This is a genomic window from Streptomyces sp. NPDC014894, assembly GCF_043080985.1.
GTDB lineage: Bacteria > Actinomycetota > Actinomycetes > Streptomycetales > Streptomycetaceae > Streptomyces.
On sequence record NZ_JBIBWD010000010.1, the window covers coordinates 143,793 to 159,968 of the forward strand.

A 16,176-nucleotide genomic window follows, 5' to 3' on the forward strand; every position below is an offset into this window, starting at 1 on the left:
CGGGGCTCACCGCACCCGCGCGCGCAGCTCCATCGCCTCGCGTGCGGTGTGCTCCGCCGTGTACACCTCGCACATGTGGCGGCCGTCCGGGGTGGCGGTGTGCTCGACCTCCCACAGACTGGTCTCGACGCCGTCCAGCAGCAGAAACGCGTGCTCGTAGAGCGTGAAGCCCGCGTCCTTGCCCGCCACCAGGCACTGCCGGGCGGAGACCTGGGTGATGTGGTGCGCGAACGAGGAGCGCAGCATCCTGGCCGTCTCCTCGCCGGGCCGGTTCGCGTTCTCCGCGCGGCGGAGCACCCGGCGGGCGTGGTCGGCGGAATTGTCCGGGACATACATCCGGGGCAGCGCCGCGGGAGGCGCGGCCATCAGATCGGCGAGCAGCGTGAAGTCGGCGTCGAGACCCGCGGCCGGGCCGGACTGGCCGCCCGGCCGCTCCCGGTCCGCCGCACCGGCGGACTCGGGTCCTTCGCCGGGGCCGGTGCGGAACGGGGTCAGGGTGACGCCGCCCGGCTCGCCCGCCTCGGCGAATCCGGGGAACCCGGCCGGCAGCCGGGACGCGGCGAGCCTGACCTCGGACTCCTCCGTGTACAGCTCGTGCTGCTCGGCGGCCCGGGGGCCGGTGCTGTGGACCAGCTCCCAGAGCGTGAGCGCGCTCCCGTCGCTCAGCAGGAACGCGTGCCGGTGGATCGAGCGGTCCAGCGAGCCGCTGTGGTGCGAGGAGTGCAGCGAACTCGCGTGAGCCAGGGCCGAGTCCAGTCTTTCGACCGTGGCGTCGGGCAGATCGAAGGAGTTGAGCGCCCGACCCAGGAGTCGCTCGAGGTGCGTCTCGGGTGTCTCATACGGATCGTTCAAGATGGGTCTCCAGGCCGTCGCCACAAGTAACTCGTTGATTGCTAAAAGTAGCCCCTCCGGATTACGGCGCGTCCAGTCGTTGCGAAAAACGAAGCAAGTCTTTGTGAAGTTCCCCAGCACGGGTCAACGGTCATAGACCGCAGATCAGTTGATGTCGTACAGCTCCCGGTACGACGGGAAGACCCCACCGGGTCCCGTCACCGTCTCGGCGGCGAGGACGGCCTTCACGATGGCGCGGGTGACGCAGTCCGCGCCCGCGGCCAGCACCTCGTTGAGCCCCAGCGGGTCTCCGGGGTCCTGCGGCACGGCTCCGGTGGCCAGCGTGAAGACGGTGTCCCCGTCGCTGAGCAGGTGCACCGGACGCACGGCGCGCGCGATGCCGTCGTGCGCCGTGCCCGCGAGCTTCTGCGCCTGGGCCCGGGTGAGATCGGCGTCGGTCCCGACCACCGCCAGCGTGGTGTTCAGCGGCGGCGGCCCGCTCGCCGCCCGCGCCTCCTCCAGCCGCCGGACCGCCCGCGCGTGCGTCCCGGCCGCCGGATGCTCGACCGCTCCCTCCAGATACCTCCCGTAGACCACCCCCGTGAGCGGGTCGACCGCCGAGCCGACCGCGTTGACGACCACCAGGGCCGCCACGGTGACGCCGGAGTCCGGCAGGAACGCGCTCGCCGTCCCCACCCCGCCCTTGAGCCCCCCGACGACCGCGCCGGTCCCCGCGCCCACGCTCCCCATCGCCACCGGCGCTCCCGCCGCCGAGCGCGCCGCGTCCTCGACCGCGGCCCGCCCGGTGGCGGCGTCCGGCCGGGCCCGCCACTCCCCGCCGCGCCCCAGGTCGAAGAGGCAGGCGGCGGGCACCACCGGCACGACCTGCCCCGGCCCGCCGACCGGCACGCCCCGGCCCCGCTCCTCCAGCCAGGCCATCACCCCGCTCGCCGCGTCCAGTCCGTACGCGCTGCCGCCGGTCAGCACCACCGCGTCGATCCGCCGCACCAGATTCCGCGGGTCCAGGGCGTCCGTCTCCCGGGTGCCCGGACCGCCGCCCCGCACATCCACGGCCGCGACCGCCCCGCCCGGGGGCGCGAGGACGACCGTGGTGCCGCTCAGCGCCCGCTCGCCTGGCGCCCGCGCGTGCCCGACGCGCAGCCCGGCCACATCCGTCAGCCCGTCGTGCCCGGTCGGCCGGGTCGCCCTGTCGCTCATGTCCCCTGCGTATCACGGCCGCGCCACGGCGGGCAGTACGGGCCGCGACCGTCTGCCGAGGCTCACCCCGGCCGTGACGGCGGCCGCGGTGACCAGTCCCGCCGCGAGCACCGCCCAGCCGCCCGCGAAGGAGCAGCCGAGGACGGCGGCCGCCGCCAGCGGCAGCGTCAGCTGCTCCGCCGTGCCGTGCTTGAAGTGGCGGGCGTGCAGCAGCCAGACCGTCAGCAGGAAGACGGCGGTGGGCACGGTGACGGAGGCTCCCGCCGCGAACGAGGAGATGTGCGCGACGCCGACCCCGCGCTCCACCGCCACCTCCATGCCCACGCCGATCGCCGCGGCCGATCCGAAGATCAGCACATGGCCGTATCCCCAGGGGAGCGCCTGCCGGTTGGAGATCAGCCGCTCATGGGCCGGCACGGCGAAGTAGATCCACCACGCGGAGAAGACGATCAGCAGCCCGCCCGCGGCGATGGGGAGCAGTTCGGCGACCGCCTCGTGCTCGTCCAGCGCCGACTGCACGGCGACGGTGCTCGCGGCCATCGTCTCGCCCAGCACGATCAGGGTGAACAGCCCGTACCGCTCGACGATGTGGTGCGCGTGCCACGGGGTCTCCCGGTGGCGCTCGGCGAACGGCGGGACCAGCAGCTCGGCCACCACCACGATCGGGAAGAGCCAGTGCCGCGAGGCCTGCGGCGCGAACAGCAGGGCCACCCAGCCCGCCTGGCAGAACATGATGCCGACGGCATAGGTCAGCGCGACCCTTCTGGCCGGGCCGCTCTCCGCCGCCGCGGCCCGCAGCCACTGACTGGTCAGCGCGAGCCGCATGATCAGATAGCCGGCGACGGCGACGGTCCAGTCGTTGTCGCCGAAGGCCCGGGGGACCCCGGCCGCGTAGACCAGGACGCCGGCGATCTGGACCAGGGTCGCGATCCGGTAGGGGACGTCGTCGCAGTCGTACGCCGAGGCGAACCAGGTGAAGTTCATCCAGGCCCACCACACGCCGAAGAAGACGAAGCAGTAGCCCACGAAGCCGGTGGCCGGGTGGCCCTCGGCGAGGGAGTGGACCAGCTGGGTCCCCGCCTGGGTGACCGCGACGACGAAGCACAGATCGAAGAACAGCTCCAGCGGGGTGGCCGCGCGGTGCTGCTCGTCCCGGCTCCGGGGAGTCATCCGCCGCAGCGGCTCGAAGCTGTCGGCCTCGCTGTCCGAGCCGGTGTCGTTGTCGGTGTCTACGTTGTCGGTGCTGGTGCTGGTGCTGGTGCTGGTGCTGCCGCTGTTGGTGCCGGTGTCGCTGTCTTCGTCGGCGGTGCCGGCGTCGGCGCCGCTGCCCCGGCTCGTCCCCGCGTCCGCGGCCGCGCCCTCGGAGGGGCCGCTCCCGGGTGCCTCCCCCGGGCCCTCCGCGGCTCCCGGGGCCGGACTTCCTGGGGGCGTCATGGGTCAAGAACAGCAGAGACCCCGCCGCCGGGCGACGGGACGCGCGCCCACCGGGTGACGACCCGTCCGTCCGGCCCTCCGGGGTCCGGCCGGGACCGCCGCACGGCCGCCGCCGATCGCGGGGCCCGAGCGCCGGGGCCCGGCGGCCGTCCGCGCCGTACCCTGGAGGCATGAGCACCGCCCCCGCCCCCGGACCGCGAGACGCGAAGCGCCCCCGGCAGCCGCAGTCTTCCCGGCCGAGGATCGACTTCGACGATCCGCTGGACCAGCAGTCCTCGGACGATACGGACCGGGGATGGGGCGAGCGGACTCCCGCGAGCGGCGGCGGAGCCGACGACCTGGCGCGCTTTCTCGACGAGAAGCCGCCCCACCACCTCTGAGCGCGGGCGCTCCCCGCGCCCCGCCCCGCCGCTACAGCCGGCCGGGGCCCGCGTCCGGACCGGAGCCGAAGCCGGGACCGGAGCCGGGGCCGGCGCTCGAGCCGGGACCGGAGCCACCGCGCGACTGGGCCACGAGCGCGTCCCGGATCTCCTTGAGGACCTCCAGCTCGGACAGCTCCACGATCTCCTTCGTGCCCTCCTTCGCGGCCTCCCTGGCGGCCTTGCGCGCCAGGTACTTCGACATGGGCAGCACCATCAGGAAGTAGACGACGGCCGCGGTGATCAGGAAGGTCAGGATCGCGCCGAGGACGGAGCCCCACAGGATCTGGATGCCGTCGACCTCTCCGTTCACCACCTTGCAGGTGCCCTTGAGGCAGGAGCTGTAGGCGTCGAGATCCTTGGTGCCGAACGCGCCGACCAGCGGGTTGATGACTCCCTTCACCACGGAGTTCACCACCTGGGTGAACGCCGCGCCGATGACGACGGCCACCGCCAGGTCGATCACATTGCCGCGCATCAGGAAAGCCTTGAAGCCCTCCAGGACGCTGACCTTCTTCTCGCTCACCAGTGAGCCTTTCTTCGTATGTACGAGGGACGGAATAAAACCCTCCGAAACCTACGGCAAGGCCTGGTCGCGCTGTCCACTCCACGGCGGCGAAGAGGTGACGGGACGGTACGTCAGTACGAGTGGGAGCCCCGGCGGCTCCCCGGCGGCGGGTCAGCACAGCACCACCGCCAGACCGGCGGCCGCGCTCGCGGCGGCCAGCTCGGCGGCGACCGGGCGTGGGACGGAGAGCACCACGAGCGCGCCGCCGCCGCCCTCGCCGGGCTCGGACCGCCCCGGCACAGCGGCCACCCGGACGCCCATGGCCACCACCCGCGCGCCGGGCTGATCCGCCCGCCTCGCGCCGGACGAGGGGGAGGGCGGCATCGCGATCACGTCCACCCGGTCGCCCGGCCGGAGCAGCCGGACCGTCTCCGCGTCCGCGATCCGCACCGGGGCCGAGACCAGCCGGGGAGCGGCGGGCGGGGACGCCCGCGGCCCGGCGGAGGAAGACCCGGTGGCGGACGGTCGGGCTGAGGGCGGCCCCGCGGAGGACGAGCCGCCCTCGCGCTGTCCGCCCGGGCGCGTCCGGTCGTCCGCGCCCCGGGGAGCGGCGGCGGCCAGCGCGGCCGCCGTCAGGGCCACCCCGGCGGCCAGCGCCCGCCGCCGGCGCCCGACCGCCCGCCGCAGCCGGTGCGCCCCGCCGCGCACCCTGACCGGGGCGAACTGCGGCACCCCCGCCGGCTCGGGCGGGCCCGAGCCCCGGGAGGACCAGCAGGGAGGAGAGGACCACGAGGGAGGAAGAGACATCTGTCCGCACACCGCCTGTCGTCGAGAAGCCGTCCCGGCGGGCCGGTCCCGCTCGGCCGGCCCGCCGCACGTCTCTCACGATGCGCTCCCGGCCCCGATCCCGCCGGGCCCTGTGGACACCCCACGACCTGTGGACAACTCCCTCACCCCGGCGGGTGAGGTCAGGGCAGTTCCAGCCCCAGGTCCCAGCCGTCGTGGGCGTTGGTGCACAGGCAGCCCCGCTCGTCGTTCGACGGCAGCGCCCCCACCGCGTCGAAGAGCACCTCCCGCAGCTGTCCCACCTTCTCGCCGAAGACCCGCATCACCTCGGTGTGCGAGACCCCCTCGCCGGTCTCCGTCCCCGCGTCCAGGTCGGTGACCAGCGCGAGCGAGGTGTAGCAGAGCGCCAGCTCACGGGCGAGCACCGCCTCCGGGTGCCCGGTCATCCCGACCACCGACCAGCCCGCCGCCGCGTGCCAGCGCGACTCCGCCCGGGTGGAGAACCTCGGTCCCTCTATGACGACCATCGTTCCGCCGTCCACCGCCTCCCAGGCCCGCCCGCGCGCCGCCTTCAGCGCGACGGCCCGCCCGGCCGGGCAGTAGGGATCGGCGAAGGTGGTGTGCACGACATTGGGGATCACCCCGTCGGCCCGGGCCTCCCCGTCGAAGTAGGTCTGGGCCCGTGACTTCGTACGGTCCACCAGCTGGTCGGGTACGAGCAGCGTCCCCGGCCCGTACTCGGGGCGCAGCCCGCCCACGGCGCACGGCGCGAGGACCTGCCGGACGCCTGCCGAGCGCAGGGCCCAGAGATTGGCGCGGTAGTTGATGCCGTGCGGCGGGATGCGGTGGGAGCGGCCGTGCCGGGGGAGGAAGGCGACCTTCCGGCCCGCCACCTCGCCGAGGAAGAGAGAGTCGCTGGGGCTGCCATAGGGGGTGTCGACCTCGACCTCGGTCACATCCTCCAGGAAGGAGTAGAAGCCCGAGCCGCCGATCACACCGATTTCTGCGTTCGCGTTAGCCATGCCGAGCACACTATCGACGCGCCCGCACGGCGGGGCGGGGCCGGAGGGAAGGGGCCGCCGGGGAAACGCCGAGGACCCCGCCGCGGGCACGGCGGGGTCCTCGGTGAAGCAGGTCGAGAAGTCAAGAAGGTGAAGAGGTGGAGAAGGGAACGCTGGACGGCGTCAGGCGGCGGAGCTGCCGCTGGAACTCGACGACGACGACGAAGAAGACGACGAAGACGATGAGGACGACGACGTCGAGGACGATGCGGACGACGACGAGGACGTCTTCGCGTCGGACGACGAGGACTTCGCGTCCGACGACTTCGACGCGGACGACCCGGCCGGGGTGCTGCTCGAAGAGGAGCCCCTGCTGTCGTTGCGGTAGAAGCCGGAGCCCTTGAAGACAATGCCGACGGCCGAGAACACCTTCTTCAGGCGTCCCTCGCAATTCGGGCATACGGTCAGGGCGTCATCGGTGAACTTCTGCACCGCCTCGAGGCCCTCGCCGCATTCGGTGCACTGATACTGGTAGGTCGGCACTGTGTCTTCCTCCTGGCACTCTCACTCAATGAGTGCTAACGACGGTCCATAGTGACGTATTCCGCTGCTTCAGTCCACCGTCACCCGCGCTCGGTGATCCATCCCACTCGGGCCCCGGGCCGCGATCCGGCCCCCGCCCGTGCCCCCGCCGCCCTGTGGGGAGAGACGAGAACGCAAGGTCAGCAGCGTGATCAGGGCGAGTGCGGTACCCACCAGAGGGACCACGAAACCGGCGCTCGCGCCCTTGGCGTCGGCGAGCTGTCCGGCCGCCGTGACCGCGCCGGCCTGGCCGAGCGCCACCGCGCCCGTCAGCCAGGTGAACGCCTCGGTGCGGGCCGAGGCCGGCACCAGCGGCTCCACCAGGGTGTAGCCGCCGATCAGCGCGGGGGCGATGCAGAGGCCCACGAGCAGTCCGAGCGCCGCGAGCAGGGCGACGGAGTGCGCCGCCCAGAGTCCGGACGCGGCCAGGGTCAGTCCCACATAGCCGATGATCACGCGGCGGCGGGGGCTGCTCTTCCAGGCGATGGCGCCGCAGGCGACGCCCGCGAGCATGTTGCCCGCCGCGAAGATCCCGTACAGCAGTCCGTTGGCGCCCGGGTTGCCGATCTCCTCGGTGAAGGCGGTCAGCGAGACCTGCATGCCGCCGAAGACCGAGCCGATGCCGAGGAACGCGACCACCAGGACGCGTACGCCCGGGATGGAGAGCGCGGAGACGCGCGGGCCGGAGCCGTCGGCCGCGCTGTGGCGGATCACGGGGGGCTGGGTGCGCTTCTGGGCGGCGAAGAGCAGTCCGCCGACGAGGGTCAGCGCGGCCTCGGCGATCAGACCGGCGGCCGGGTGGACGCCGGTGCAGAGGGCGGTGGCGAGGACGGGGCCGACGACGAAGGTGAACTCGTCGGTCACCGATTCGAAGGCCGCGGCCGTCTGCATCAGCGGCGAGCCGTCCAGCTTCGCCGCCCAGCGGGCCCGCACCATCGGGCCGACCTGCGGTACGGAAGCGCCGGTCGGCACGGCCGCGGCGAACAGGGCCCACAGGGGGGCGTCCGCGAGGGCGAGGGCGGTCAGCGCCGATACGGAGGCGGTGTGGATCAGGACGCCCGGGAGCAGGACGGCGCGCTGGCCGAAGCGGTCGGCGAGCTTGCCGCTCTGGGGGGCGAACAGGGCCATCGATACGCCCGTGGCGGCGGCGACGGCGCCGGCGCTGCCGTAGGAGCCGGTGGTGTGCTGGACCAGCAGGACGATGCCGATGGTGAGCATCGCGAAGGGCTGGCGGGCGGCGAAGCCCGGGAGGAGGAAGGTCCAGGCGCCGGGGGTGCGGAGCAGTTGTCCGTAACCGGGGCGGAGGTCCTTCGTGACCGTGGATTCCACGGTCCGTGCCTTTCTGCCGCCTGGTGGCGGACCCCGGGGGTACGGGGGCGGCCGAGAGCTGTCCTCTACGCGCGGGTGCGGTAGATACCGGGTCCTCGGGGGGACGAGTCGGCCGCCATACGGTCGCGCCAGCTCTGCGTCAGGCAGAGGTGGTCGATGAAGTGCGTGTTCATGTTACAGGGGGGTTGGGGCTGGGGCCCCTGGGCAGGGGCGGGGCCGTGGTCGGGGGCGCCGGCTCCGGGCTCCTGCTCCTCAAGCGCCGGAGGGGGTGGATTTTCGGGGTGCCGGAGGGTTGGAGGGTGCGGGCCGTTGTCGGGGGCCGGCCCCCGAGCCCCCGCTCCTCAATCGCCGGAGGGGCTGAAATATGCGGCCCGGGCTCCCGCTTCTCAATCGCCGGAGGGGCTGGGTTTTCAGCCTGCCGGAGGGGTTGAAATATGCGGCCCGGGCTCCCGCTTCTCAATCGCCGGAGGGGCTGGATCATCAGCCTGCCGCACGGCGGTGGTGCGGGGGGCCCGGAGAGGGTGGCCCCCCGCGGGGTCAGCCGGTGCCGAGCCAGGTGGCGAGTTTGCCGCCCTGGGCCACGGCGCGGAGGCGTTTCTCGGCGGAGTCGCGGACGGGGTCGGTGGCGACGACGAGGAGTTCGTCACCCCGGCGGAGGACGGTGGAGGGCAGGGGGACGAAGCTGCGTTCGTCGCGGACGACGAGGGTCACGGCGGCCCCCGGCGGCAGCCGCAGCTCGGCGACCTCGACCCCGTGCATCTTGGACTCGTCGGGGATGGAGACCGACAGCAGATGCCCGCGCAGCCGCTCCAGCGGAGCGGATTCCACCCCCAGGTCGGAGGGATCCCCCGGACCGATCTTCAGGGCCTTCGCCAGCCAGGGCAGCGTCGGCCCCTGGATCAGGGTGTAGACGACGACCAGGACGAAGACGATGTTGAAGATCCGGCCGCTGCCCTCGACCCCGCCCACCATGGGAATGGTGGCCAGAATGATGGGCACGGCCCCGCGCAGACCCGCCCAGGAGAGCAGCACCTGCTCCCGCCGGGGGATGCGGAACGGCAGCAGACTGATGATCACCGACAGTGGTCTCGCCACCACGGTCAGCACCAGCCCCACGGTCACCGCGGGCCAGAAGTCGTCGAGCAGCTCGTGCGGGGTCACCAGCAGACCGAGCAGGACGAACATCCCGATCTGCGCCAGCCAGCCCAGCCCCTCGGCGAAGCCCTGGTTGGCGGGAGCGTGCGGCAGCTTGGCGTTCCCGAGCACCATCGAGGCGAGGTAGACCGCAAGGAACCCGCTGCCGTGGGCCATGGCGCCCGCGGCGTACGCCACCACCGCGATCGCCATCACGGCGATCGGGTACAGACCCGAGGCGGGCAGCGCCACACGCCGCAGCCCGAACGCGCCGACGAATCCGGCCGCCAGTCCCACGGCCGCGCCGATGGCCAGCTCCAGGGCGATCGTGCCGATCAGCACGTACCAGTGGTCCACCGGTCCGGCCGCCGAGAAGGCCACCACGAGGATCACCACCGGGGCGTCGTTGAAGCCCGACTCCGCCTCCAGCACACCGGTCACCCGGGACGGCAGCGGCACCTTGCGCAGCACGGAGAAGACCGCGGCCGCGTCCGTCGAGGAGACCACCGCGCCGATGATGAGCGCCTGCCGCCACTCCAGGCCGACCAGATAGTGCGCGGCGGCGGCGGTGATGCCCACGCTGATCGCCACACCGGCGGTCGACAGCGCGACCGCCGCGGGCAGCGCGGGCCTGACCTCCTGCCACTTGGTGCCCAGCCCGCCCTCGGCGAGGATCACCACGAGCGCGGCATAGCCGATCACCTGGGTCAGTTCGGCGTTGTTGAACTCGACGTCGAAGAACCCGTCCTGCCCTATCGCGATCCCGATGCCGAGATACAGCAGCAGGCTGGGGAGCCCGCTGCGTGAGGAGATGCGCACCGCCGCGACGGCGACGAGCAGCACGAGCGAGCAGATGAGCAGGAGTTCATTGAGCTGGTGGACAGTCAGTGGCCGATCCTTCCCCTCGCGCCTCTACGTGCCGGATCGCTGATCCGGGCGGCGACACTTCGTTACCTTACCTAATCTTTAACGTTTCCTTGACGCCGAGCGGCTCATGGATCTTCACCGCGTCCGCCCCGCGAGCGGCGGTCCCGCCCCCCGGTCCGGCAGTCGGCTTTCGGATACCGCGTCAGGGAGGGCGGGGCGCTGCGCCTATGGTTGGCTCCAGCACTCTGGACCAGCCTGCGCCTCGAAGGACAGCGATGCCCTCCAACAGAACCGCCTCTTCCCCCAAGAAGAAGAAGGGGCGACGCGCCCGCCTGCTCGTGATCCTCCTGGTGCTGGCGCTGCTCGGCGGCATCGGGTACGGCGGGTACTGGGGTGTCAGCACCGTACGCGCCTCCTTCCCGCAGACCACCGGCACGATAGAGATCGAGGGCCTCAGCGGCGAGGTCGAGGTGAAACGCGACGACTACGGAATTCCGCAGATCTACGCCGACACCGACGAGGACCTCTTCCGCGCCCAGGGCTTCGTCCACGCCCAGGACCGATTCTGGGAGATGGACGTACGCCGTCATATGACCTCCGGCCGGCTCTCCGAGATGTTCGGCGAGGGGCAGGTCGAGACGGACGCGTTCCTGCGCACGCTCGACTGGCGCGGGGTCGCGCAGAAGGAGTACGAGGAGAAGCTCGCGCCCGAGACGAAGACGTATCTCAAGGCGTACGCGGCGGGCGTCAACGCGTATCTGGAGGGCAAGGGCGCGGAGGAGATCTCCGTCGAGTACGCCGCGCTCGCCTTCACCAACGACTACAAGCCCGAGCCGTGGACGCCGGTGGACTCGGTGGCCTGGCTCAAGGCCATGGCGTGGGACCTGCGCGGCAATATGCAGGAGGAGATCGACCGCTCGCTGCTCACCAGCAGGCTGAGCGCGAAGCAGATCAAGGAGCTGTACCCGCCGTATCCGTACGACCGGAACAAGCCGATCATGGAGCGGGGCGGGATCGACCCCGTCACCGGGAAGTTCGACCCCGACGCCGAGCCCTCGGGCAACATCGGCGGCCAGGGCACAGGCACCGGTACGGGCACAGGCACGGGCACGGGCACGGGAACCGGCACAGGCACCGCCCAGGGCACGGGCCAGGGCACAGGTCAGAGCACCGGCCAGAGCACAGGCACCGGCACAGGCACAGCCACCGGCACCCCCGCCGACGCCGCCCAGGGCCTCAGCACCCAGCTCTCCGCGCTCTCCGAAACCCTCGACACCATCCCCGCGCTGCTCGGCCCGAACGGCAACGGCATCGGCTCCAACTCCTGGGTCGTCTCCGGCAAGTACACGACCACCGGCAAGCCGCTGCTCGCGAACGACCCGCACCTCGCCCCCCAGCTCCCCTCCCTCTGGTACCAGATGGGCCTGCACTGCCGGAAGGTCAGCGAGTCCTGCCAGTACCGGACCGCCGGTTTCACCTTCTCTGGAATGCCCGGCGTGGTCATCGGCCACAACCAGGACATCGCCTGGGGCTTCACCAACCTCGGCGCCGATGTGACCGATCTCTATCTGGAGAAGCTCACCGGCGACACCTACCAGGTCGGCGGCGAGCAGAAGAAGCTCATCACCCGCAAGGAGGTCATCGAGGTCGCGGGCGGCAAGCCGAAGCCGATCACGGTCCGCGCCACCGAGCACGGCCCGCTGGTCTCCGACCGCAGCACCGAGCTGGAGCAGGTCGGCCAGAAGGCCCCCGTCACCAACGCGGCCCCGGACCGCGCCACCGGCTACGCCGTCGCGCTCCAGTGGACCGCCCTCCAGCCCGGCAAGTCGATGGACGCCGTCTTCGCGCTGAACCGCGCGAACGACTTCACCTCCTTCCGTAAGGCGGCCAAGGACTTCGAGGTCCCCTCGCAGAACCTGATCTACGCGGACAGCAAGGGCCACATCGGCTACCAGGCCCCCGGCAAGATCCCGAAGCGCGCGACCGGCGACGGCGCCGCCCCGGTGCCCGGCTGGAACCCGAAGTACCGGTGGGAGGGGTACATCCCCTTCGACGAGATGCCCTACGAGCTGGACCCCGAGCGCGGCTACATCGTCACCGCCAACCAGGCCGTCGTGGACGAGGACGCCTACCCGTACCCGCTGACCGAGGACTACGGATACGGCGCGCGCAGCCAGCGGATCAACAATCTGATCGAGTCCAAGATCAAGGGTGGCGGCAAGATCTCCACCGAGGACATGCGGAGCATGCAGACGGACAACGCGAGCGAGATCGCGCAGCTGCTGACCCCGTATCTGCTGAAGATCGACATCGACGACCCGTATGTCCGCGAGGCCCAGAAGCTGCTGGAGACCTGGGACTACACCCAGGAGCCGGACTCGGCCGCCGCCGCCTACTTCAACGGTGTGTGGCGCAACATCCTCAAGCTGGCCTTCGGGAACAAGCTGCCCAAGGAGCTGCGGGTGGAGGGCGAGTGCCTGAACGTCCGCCCGGCCGACAGCACCGGCCCCGACGACGAGCTGATCGAGCGGATCGTCGAATGCGGCGAGCGCGACGCGGACTCGGCGCAGCCGGACGGCGGCGACCGCTGGTTCGAGGTGGTGCGCGGCATCCTCAAGGACGAGAAGAACGCCTGGTGGCGCGCGCCCGCCAGCCGCTCCGACAAGGCCGCCGACACCCGTGACGAGCTGTTCGCCCGGGCCATGGAGGACGCCCGCTGGGAGCTGACGGCCGAGCTGGGCAAGGACATCGACAGCTGGAGCTGGGGCCGGCTGCACCAGCTGAAGCTGAAGAACCAGACCCTCGGCACGGAGGGCCCCGGCGCGCTCCAGTTCCTGCTCAACCGCGGTCCCTGGGACCTGGGCGGCGGCGAGGCCACCGTCAACGCCACCGGATGGAACGCGGCGGCGGGCTACGACGTCGTCTGGGTGCCGTCGATGCGCATGGTGGTGAACGTCGGCGACTGGGACAAGTCCAACTGGATCAATCTCACCGGCGCCTCCGGCCACGCCTACAGCGCGCACTACACGGATCAGACCGACAAGTGGGCCAAGGGCGAACTGCTCGACTGGTCCTTCACCGACAAGGCGGTCGAGACCAACACCGTCGACACCCTCACGCTCACGAAGCCGTAAACCGGCGCACCCCCTCGGGTGTGACCACAGCCTGTACGGGGTGGTCGTGCGGCTCCTCCGGGAGCCGGGCGACCACCTCGTTCGCGTACAGGAGCACCACCAGCGCCGGATGCGCGCCGTGCGCGGCGAGCCGGGCGAGCACCCGGTCGTACGAGCCGCCGCCCCGGCCCAGCCGCAGCCCGCGGGCGTCCACCGCGAGCCCGGGCAGCAGCACGGCGTCGGCGGCGAGCACCCCGGCGGGGCCCAGTCGCGGTCCGTCCGGCTCCAGCAGCCCGCGCCGGGCCGGAGCCAGCCCCTCCGCGCCCCGGTACTCGCCCCAGTCCAGATCGTCGTCGGCCATCAGAACCGGCAGCAGGACGCGTACGCCCCGCTCGCGCAGCGCGTCGAGCAGCGCGCGGGTGCCCGGCTCGCTCCCCACCGACACATAGGCGGCGACGACGGCCGCCCCGGACAGCTCCGGGAGCCGCAGCGACTGCCGGGCGAGGGCCTCGGCGGCCGCCCGCAGCTCCGCGGCGGTCAGTCGTGCGCGCGCGTCGAGCAGCCGGCGGCGGACGGTCCGTTTGTCGGGCGTTTCCTCGGTCATGGCGGGCGGCGTGCCTCTCCTCGGCGGTTCGGGGCGCGGGGCGGTCCGATGCCCGTTCCGCACCCCCGGTCACCGGATATTGTGCTGAACATGAATCAGTCGAACACCAGGATCAGCAAGGCGGTCATTCCCGCCGCCGGCCTCGGCACGCGCTTCCTGCCTGCCACCAAAGCCACTCCCAAGGAGATGCTGCCTGTCGTCGACAAGCCCGCGATCCAGTACGTCGTGGAGGAGGCGGTCGCCGCCGGACTCTCCGACGTCCTCATGGTCACGGGCCGCAACAAGCGCCCCCTCGAGGACCACTTCGACCGCAACTACGAGCTGGAGGAGGCGCTGACCCGCAAGGGCGACGAGGAGCGCCTCAAGAAGGTCCAGGAGTCCAGCGACCTCGCCACCATGCACTATGTGCGCCAGGGCGACCCGCGCGGCCTCGGCCACGCCGTCCTCTGCGCCGCCCCGCACGTCGGCGACCAGCCCTTCGCCGTCCTCCTCGGCGACGACCTGATCGACCCGCGCGACCCGCTGCTGGCCCGCATGGTGGAGATCCAGGAGCGCGAGGGCGGCAGCGTCATCGCCCTCATGGAGGTCGAGCCCGAGCAGATCCATCTCTACGGCTGCGCCGCCGTCGCGCCCACCGGCGAGGCCGACGTGGTCCGGGTGACCGAGCTGGTCGAGAAGCCGGACGCGGCCGACGCGCCGAGCAATCTCGCGATCATCGGCCGCTATGTGCTGGACCCGGCCGTCTTCGCCATACTCCGCGAGACCGAGCCCGGCCGGGGCAACGAGATCCAGCTCACCGACGCCCTGGAGAAGCTCGCCGCCGACGAGTCGATCGGCGGCCCGGTGCACGGCGTCGTCTTCAAGGGCCGCCGCTACGACACCGGCGACCGGGGCGACTATCTGCGGGCCATCGTCCGGCTGGCGTGCGAACGTGGGGACCTGGGCCCCGAGTTCCGGAGCTGGCTCCAGACGTATGTGACCGAGGAGATGCCGCAACGGTGAGCAGCGCGATCTGGTCGGTGGACGACCACCTGGAGGACATCCTCGCGGCGATCCGCCCGCTGGATCCGATCGAGCTGCAGCTGCTGGACGCGCAGGGCTGCGTCCTGGTCGAGGACGTCACCGTCCCGGTCGCCCTGCCGCCCTTCGACAACAGCTCCATGGACGGCTACGCGGTCCGGGTCGCCGATGTCGTGGGCGCGAGCGAGGAGTTCCCCGCCGTCCTCACCGTGATCGGCGATGTGGCGGCGGGCGGCGGACCGCCGCCCGCGGTCGCCCCCGGCCACACCGCCCGGATCATGACCGGCGCGCCGCTGCCGCCCGGCGCGGACGCCGTCGTCCCCGTCGAGTGGACCGACGGCGGCTCCGGCGGCGGGGCGGCCACCGCGATGCTCCCGGCCGGCCGGTCCCCCGAGGGCGCGAGCGGCGAGGTCCGGATCCACCGGCCCGTCGCCGAGGGCGCGCACATCCGCTCGCGCGGCAGCGATGTGAAGGCCGGTGAGCTGGCCCTCGCCCGGGGCACGGTGCTCGGCCCGCCGCAGATCGGACTGCTGGCGGCGATCGGCCGCGGCACGGTCCGGGTGCGCCCCCGGCCGAGAGTCGTCGTGCTCTCCACCGGCAGCGAGCTGGTGCAGCCCGGCGAGAGCCTCGGCGAGGGCCAGATCTACGACTCCAACAGCTACGCCCTGGCCGCCGCCGCGCGCGACGCGGGCGCGATCGCCTACCGGGTCGGCGCGGTCACCGACGACGCCGACAGCCTGCGCGCCACCATCGAGGACCAGCTGATCCGCGCCGATCTGCTGGTCACCACGGGCGGGGTGAGCGTCGGCGCGTACGACGTCGTCAAAGAGGCCCTGACGCCCTCGGGCGACGAGGAGTCCGAGGGCCCCGGCATCGACTTCCGCACCGTGGCCATGCAGCCCGGCAAGCCCCAGGGCTTCGGCACCATCGGCCCCGACCACACCCCGCTGCTCGCCCTGCCGGGCAATCCGGTCTCGTCCTACGTCTCCTTCGAGCTGTTCGTCCGCCCCGCGATCCGGACCCTGATGGCCCTCGCGGACGCCGACATCCACCGCCCCCGGGTGCGGGCCGTGCTCAAGACCGACGCGCCGCTCAGCTCGATCCCGGGCCGGCGGCAGTTCCTCCGCGGGGCGTACGACCCGGACGCCGGCTCCGTCACCCCGGTGGGCGGCGCGGGCTCCCATCTGGTCGCGGCGCTCGCCCACGCCGACTGCCTGATCGTGCTGCCGGAGCCGGACACCTCGGCCGAGCCCGGCGCGGAGGTCGAAGTGGTCCTCCTCGGGTGACCGGGTCGCCGGGAAGGTACCGTGTCTGCCCACACGGGCCCTTC

The 16,176-nt window shown here is 72.3% G+C and carries 14 protein-coding genes; 4 read left to right on the forward strand and 10 right to left on the reverse strand.

Translation table 11 applies throughout. From position 1 onward, the window contains the following. Nucleotides 1-6: 6 nt before the first annotated feature. From ACF089_RS24265 to ACF089_RS24275, 3 genes are all read right to left on the reverse strand, one after another. Nucleotides 7-852, reverse strand: a complete 846-nt coding sequence (locus tag ACF089_RS24265) for a DUF6227 family protein (protein WP_392030100.1) — start codon at nt 850-852, stop codon at nt 7-9. Nucleotides 853-996: 144 nt separating this feature from the next. Then, complete coding sequence (locus ACF089_RS24270) at nt 997-2,049, reverse strand: P1 family peptidase (protein ID WP_392030102.1); 1,053 nt, start codon at nt 2,047-2,049, stop codon at nt 997-999. A 12-nt stretch (nt 2,050-2,061) separates the two neighbouring features. Then, nucleotides 2,062-3,219: a low temperature requirement protein A gene (locus ACF089_RS24275; protein WP_392030574.1), complete on the reverse strand. Its 1,158-nt coding sequence runs from the start codon at nt 3,217-3,219 to the stop codon at nt 2,062-2,064. Nucleotides 3,220-3,653: 434 nt separating this feature from the next. On the opposite strand from ACF089_RS24275, the gene ACF089_RS24280 reads away from it, so the two are divergent. Beyond that, nucleotides 3,654-3,863 carry a hypothetical protein gene (locus tag ACF089_RS24280; RefSeq protein WP_392030105.1) on the forward strand — a complete coding sequence of 70 codons (210 nt, stop codon included), beginning with the start codon at nt 3,654-3,656 and terminating at the stop codon, nt 3,861-3,863. 31 nt (nt 3,864-3,894) lie between these two features. Here the strand turns inward: ACF089_RS24280 and mscL are convergent, their stop codons facing one another. The 6 genes from mscL to ACF089_RS24310 form a co-directional block, all read right to left on the reverse strand. Next, the gene (gene mscL, locus ACF089_RS24285) at nt 3,895-4,428 is read right to left on the reverse strand and encodes a large conductance mechanosensitive channel protein MscL (protein ID WP_392030108.1); all 534 of its coding nucleotides are present in this window, start codon (nt 4,426-4,428) and stop codon (nt 3,895-3,897) included. A 153-nt stretch (nt 4,429-4,581) separates the two neighbouring features. Then, complete coding sequence (locus tag ACF089_RS24290) at nt 4,582-5,217, reverse strand: RcpC/CpaB family pilus assembly protein (RefSeq protein WP_392030110.1); 636 nt, start codon at nt 5,215-5,217, stop codon at nt 4,582-4,584. Between the two features lie 161 nt (nt 5,218-5,378). Next, nucleotides 5,379-6,218, reverse strand: coding sequence for an S-methyl-5'-thioadenosine phosphorylase (locus ACF089_RS24295; protein WP_392030113.1), 840 nt, complete (start codon nt 6,216-6,218; stop codon nt 5,379-5,381). Nucleotides 6,219-6,380: 162 nt separating this feature from the next. Continuing rightward, nucleotides 6,381-6,740 carry an FmdB family zinc ribbon protein gene (locus ACF089_RS24300; protein ID WP_392030116.1) on the reverse strand — a complete coding sequence of 120 codons (360 nt, stop codon included), beginning with the start codon at nt 6,738-6,740 and terminating at the stop codon, nt 6,381-6,383. Nucleotides 6,741-6,809: 69 nt separating this feature from the next. Continuing rightward, nucleotides 6,810-8,108 carry an MFS transporter gene (locus ACF089_RS24305; protein WP_392030119.1) on the reverse strand — a complete coding sequence of 433 codons (1,299 nt, stop codon included), beginning with the start codon at nt 8,106-8,108 and terminating at the stop codon, nt 6,810-6,812. Between the two features lie 537 nt (nt 8,109-8,645). Beyond that, the gene (locus ACF089_RS24310) at nt 8,646-10,085 is read right to left on the reverse strand and encodes a potassium/proton antiporter (protein ID WP_392030122.1); all 1,440 of its coding nucleotides are present in this window, start codon (nt 10,083-10,085) and stop codon (nt 8,646-8,648) included. A 299-nt stretch (nt 10,086-10,384) separates the two neighbouring features. On the opposite strand from ACF089_RS24310, the gene ACF089_RS24315 reads away from it, so the two are divergent. Next, nucleotides 10,385-13,243 carry a penicillin acylase family protein gene (locus ACF089_RS24315; RefSeq protein WP_392030125.1) on the forward strand — a complete coding sequence of 953 codons (2,859 nt, stop codon included), beginning with the start codon at nt 10,385-10,387 and terminating at the stop codon, nt 13,241-13,243. Here the strand turns inward: ACF089_RS24315 and ACF089_RS24320 are convergent. Continuing rightward, nucleotides 13,230-13,826, reverse strand: a complete 597-nt coding sequence (locus tag ACF089_RS24320) for a 5-formyltetrahydrofolate cyclo-ligase (protein ID WP_392030128.1) — start codon at nt 13,824-13,826, stop codon at nt 13,230-13,232. The genes ACF089_RS24315 and ACF089_RS24320 overlap by 14 nt on opposite strands. 90 nt (nt 13,827-13,916) lie before the next feature. Here ACF089_RS24320 and galU point away from each other — a divergent pair, with 90 nt between their 5' ends. Continuing rightward, nucleotides 13,917-14,828: a UTP--glucose-1-phosphate uridylyltransferase GalU gene (gene galU, locus ACF089_RS24325; protein WP_392030131.1), complete on the forward strand. Its 912-nt coding sequence runs from the start codon at nt 13,917-13,919 to the stop codon at nt 14,826-14,828. Continuing rightward, nucleotides 14,825-16,132, forward strand: coding sequence for a gephyrin-like molybdotransferase Glp (glp, locus tag ACF089_RS24330; RefSeq protein WP_392030134.1), 1,308 nt, complete (start codon nt 14,825-14,827; stop codon nt 16,130-16,132). The genes galU and glp overlap by 4 nt, the downstream gene beginning before the upstream one ends. Nucleotides 16,133-16,176 lie beyond the last annotated feature (44 nt).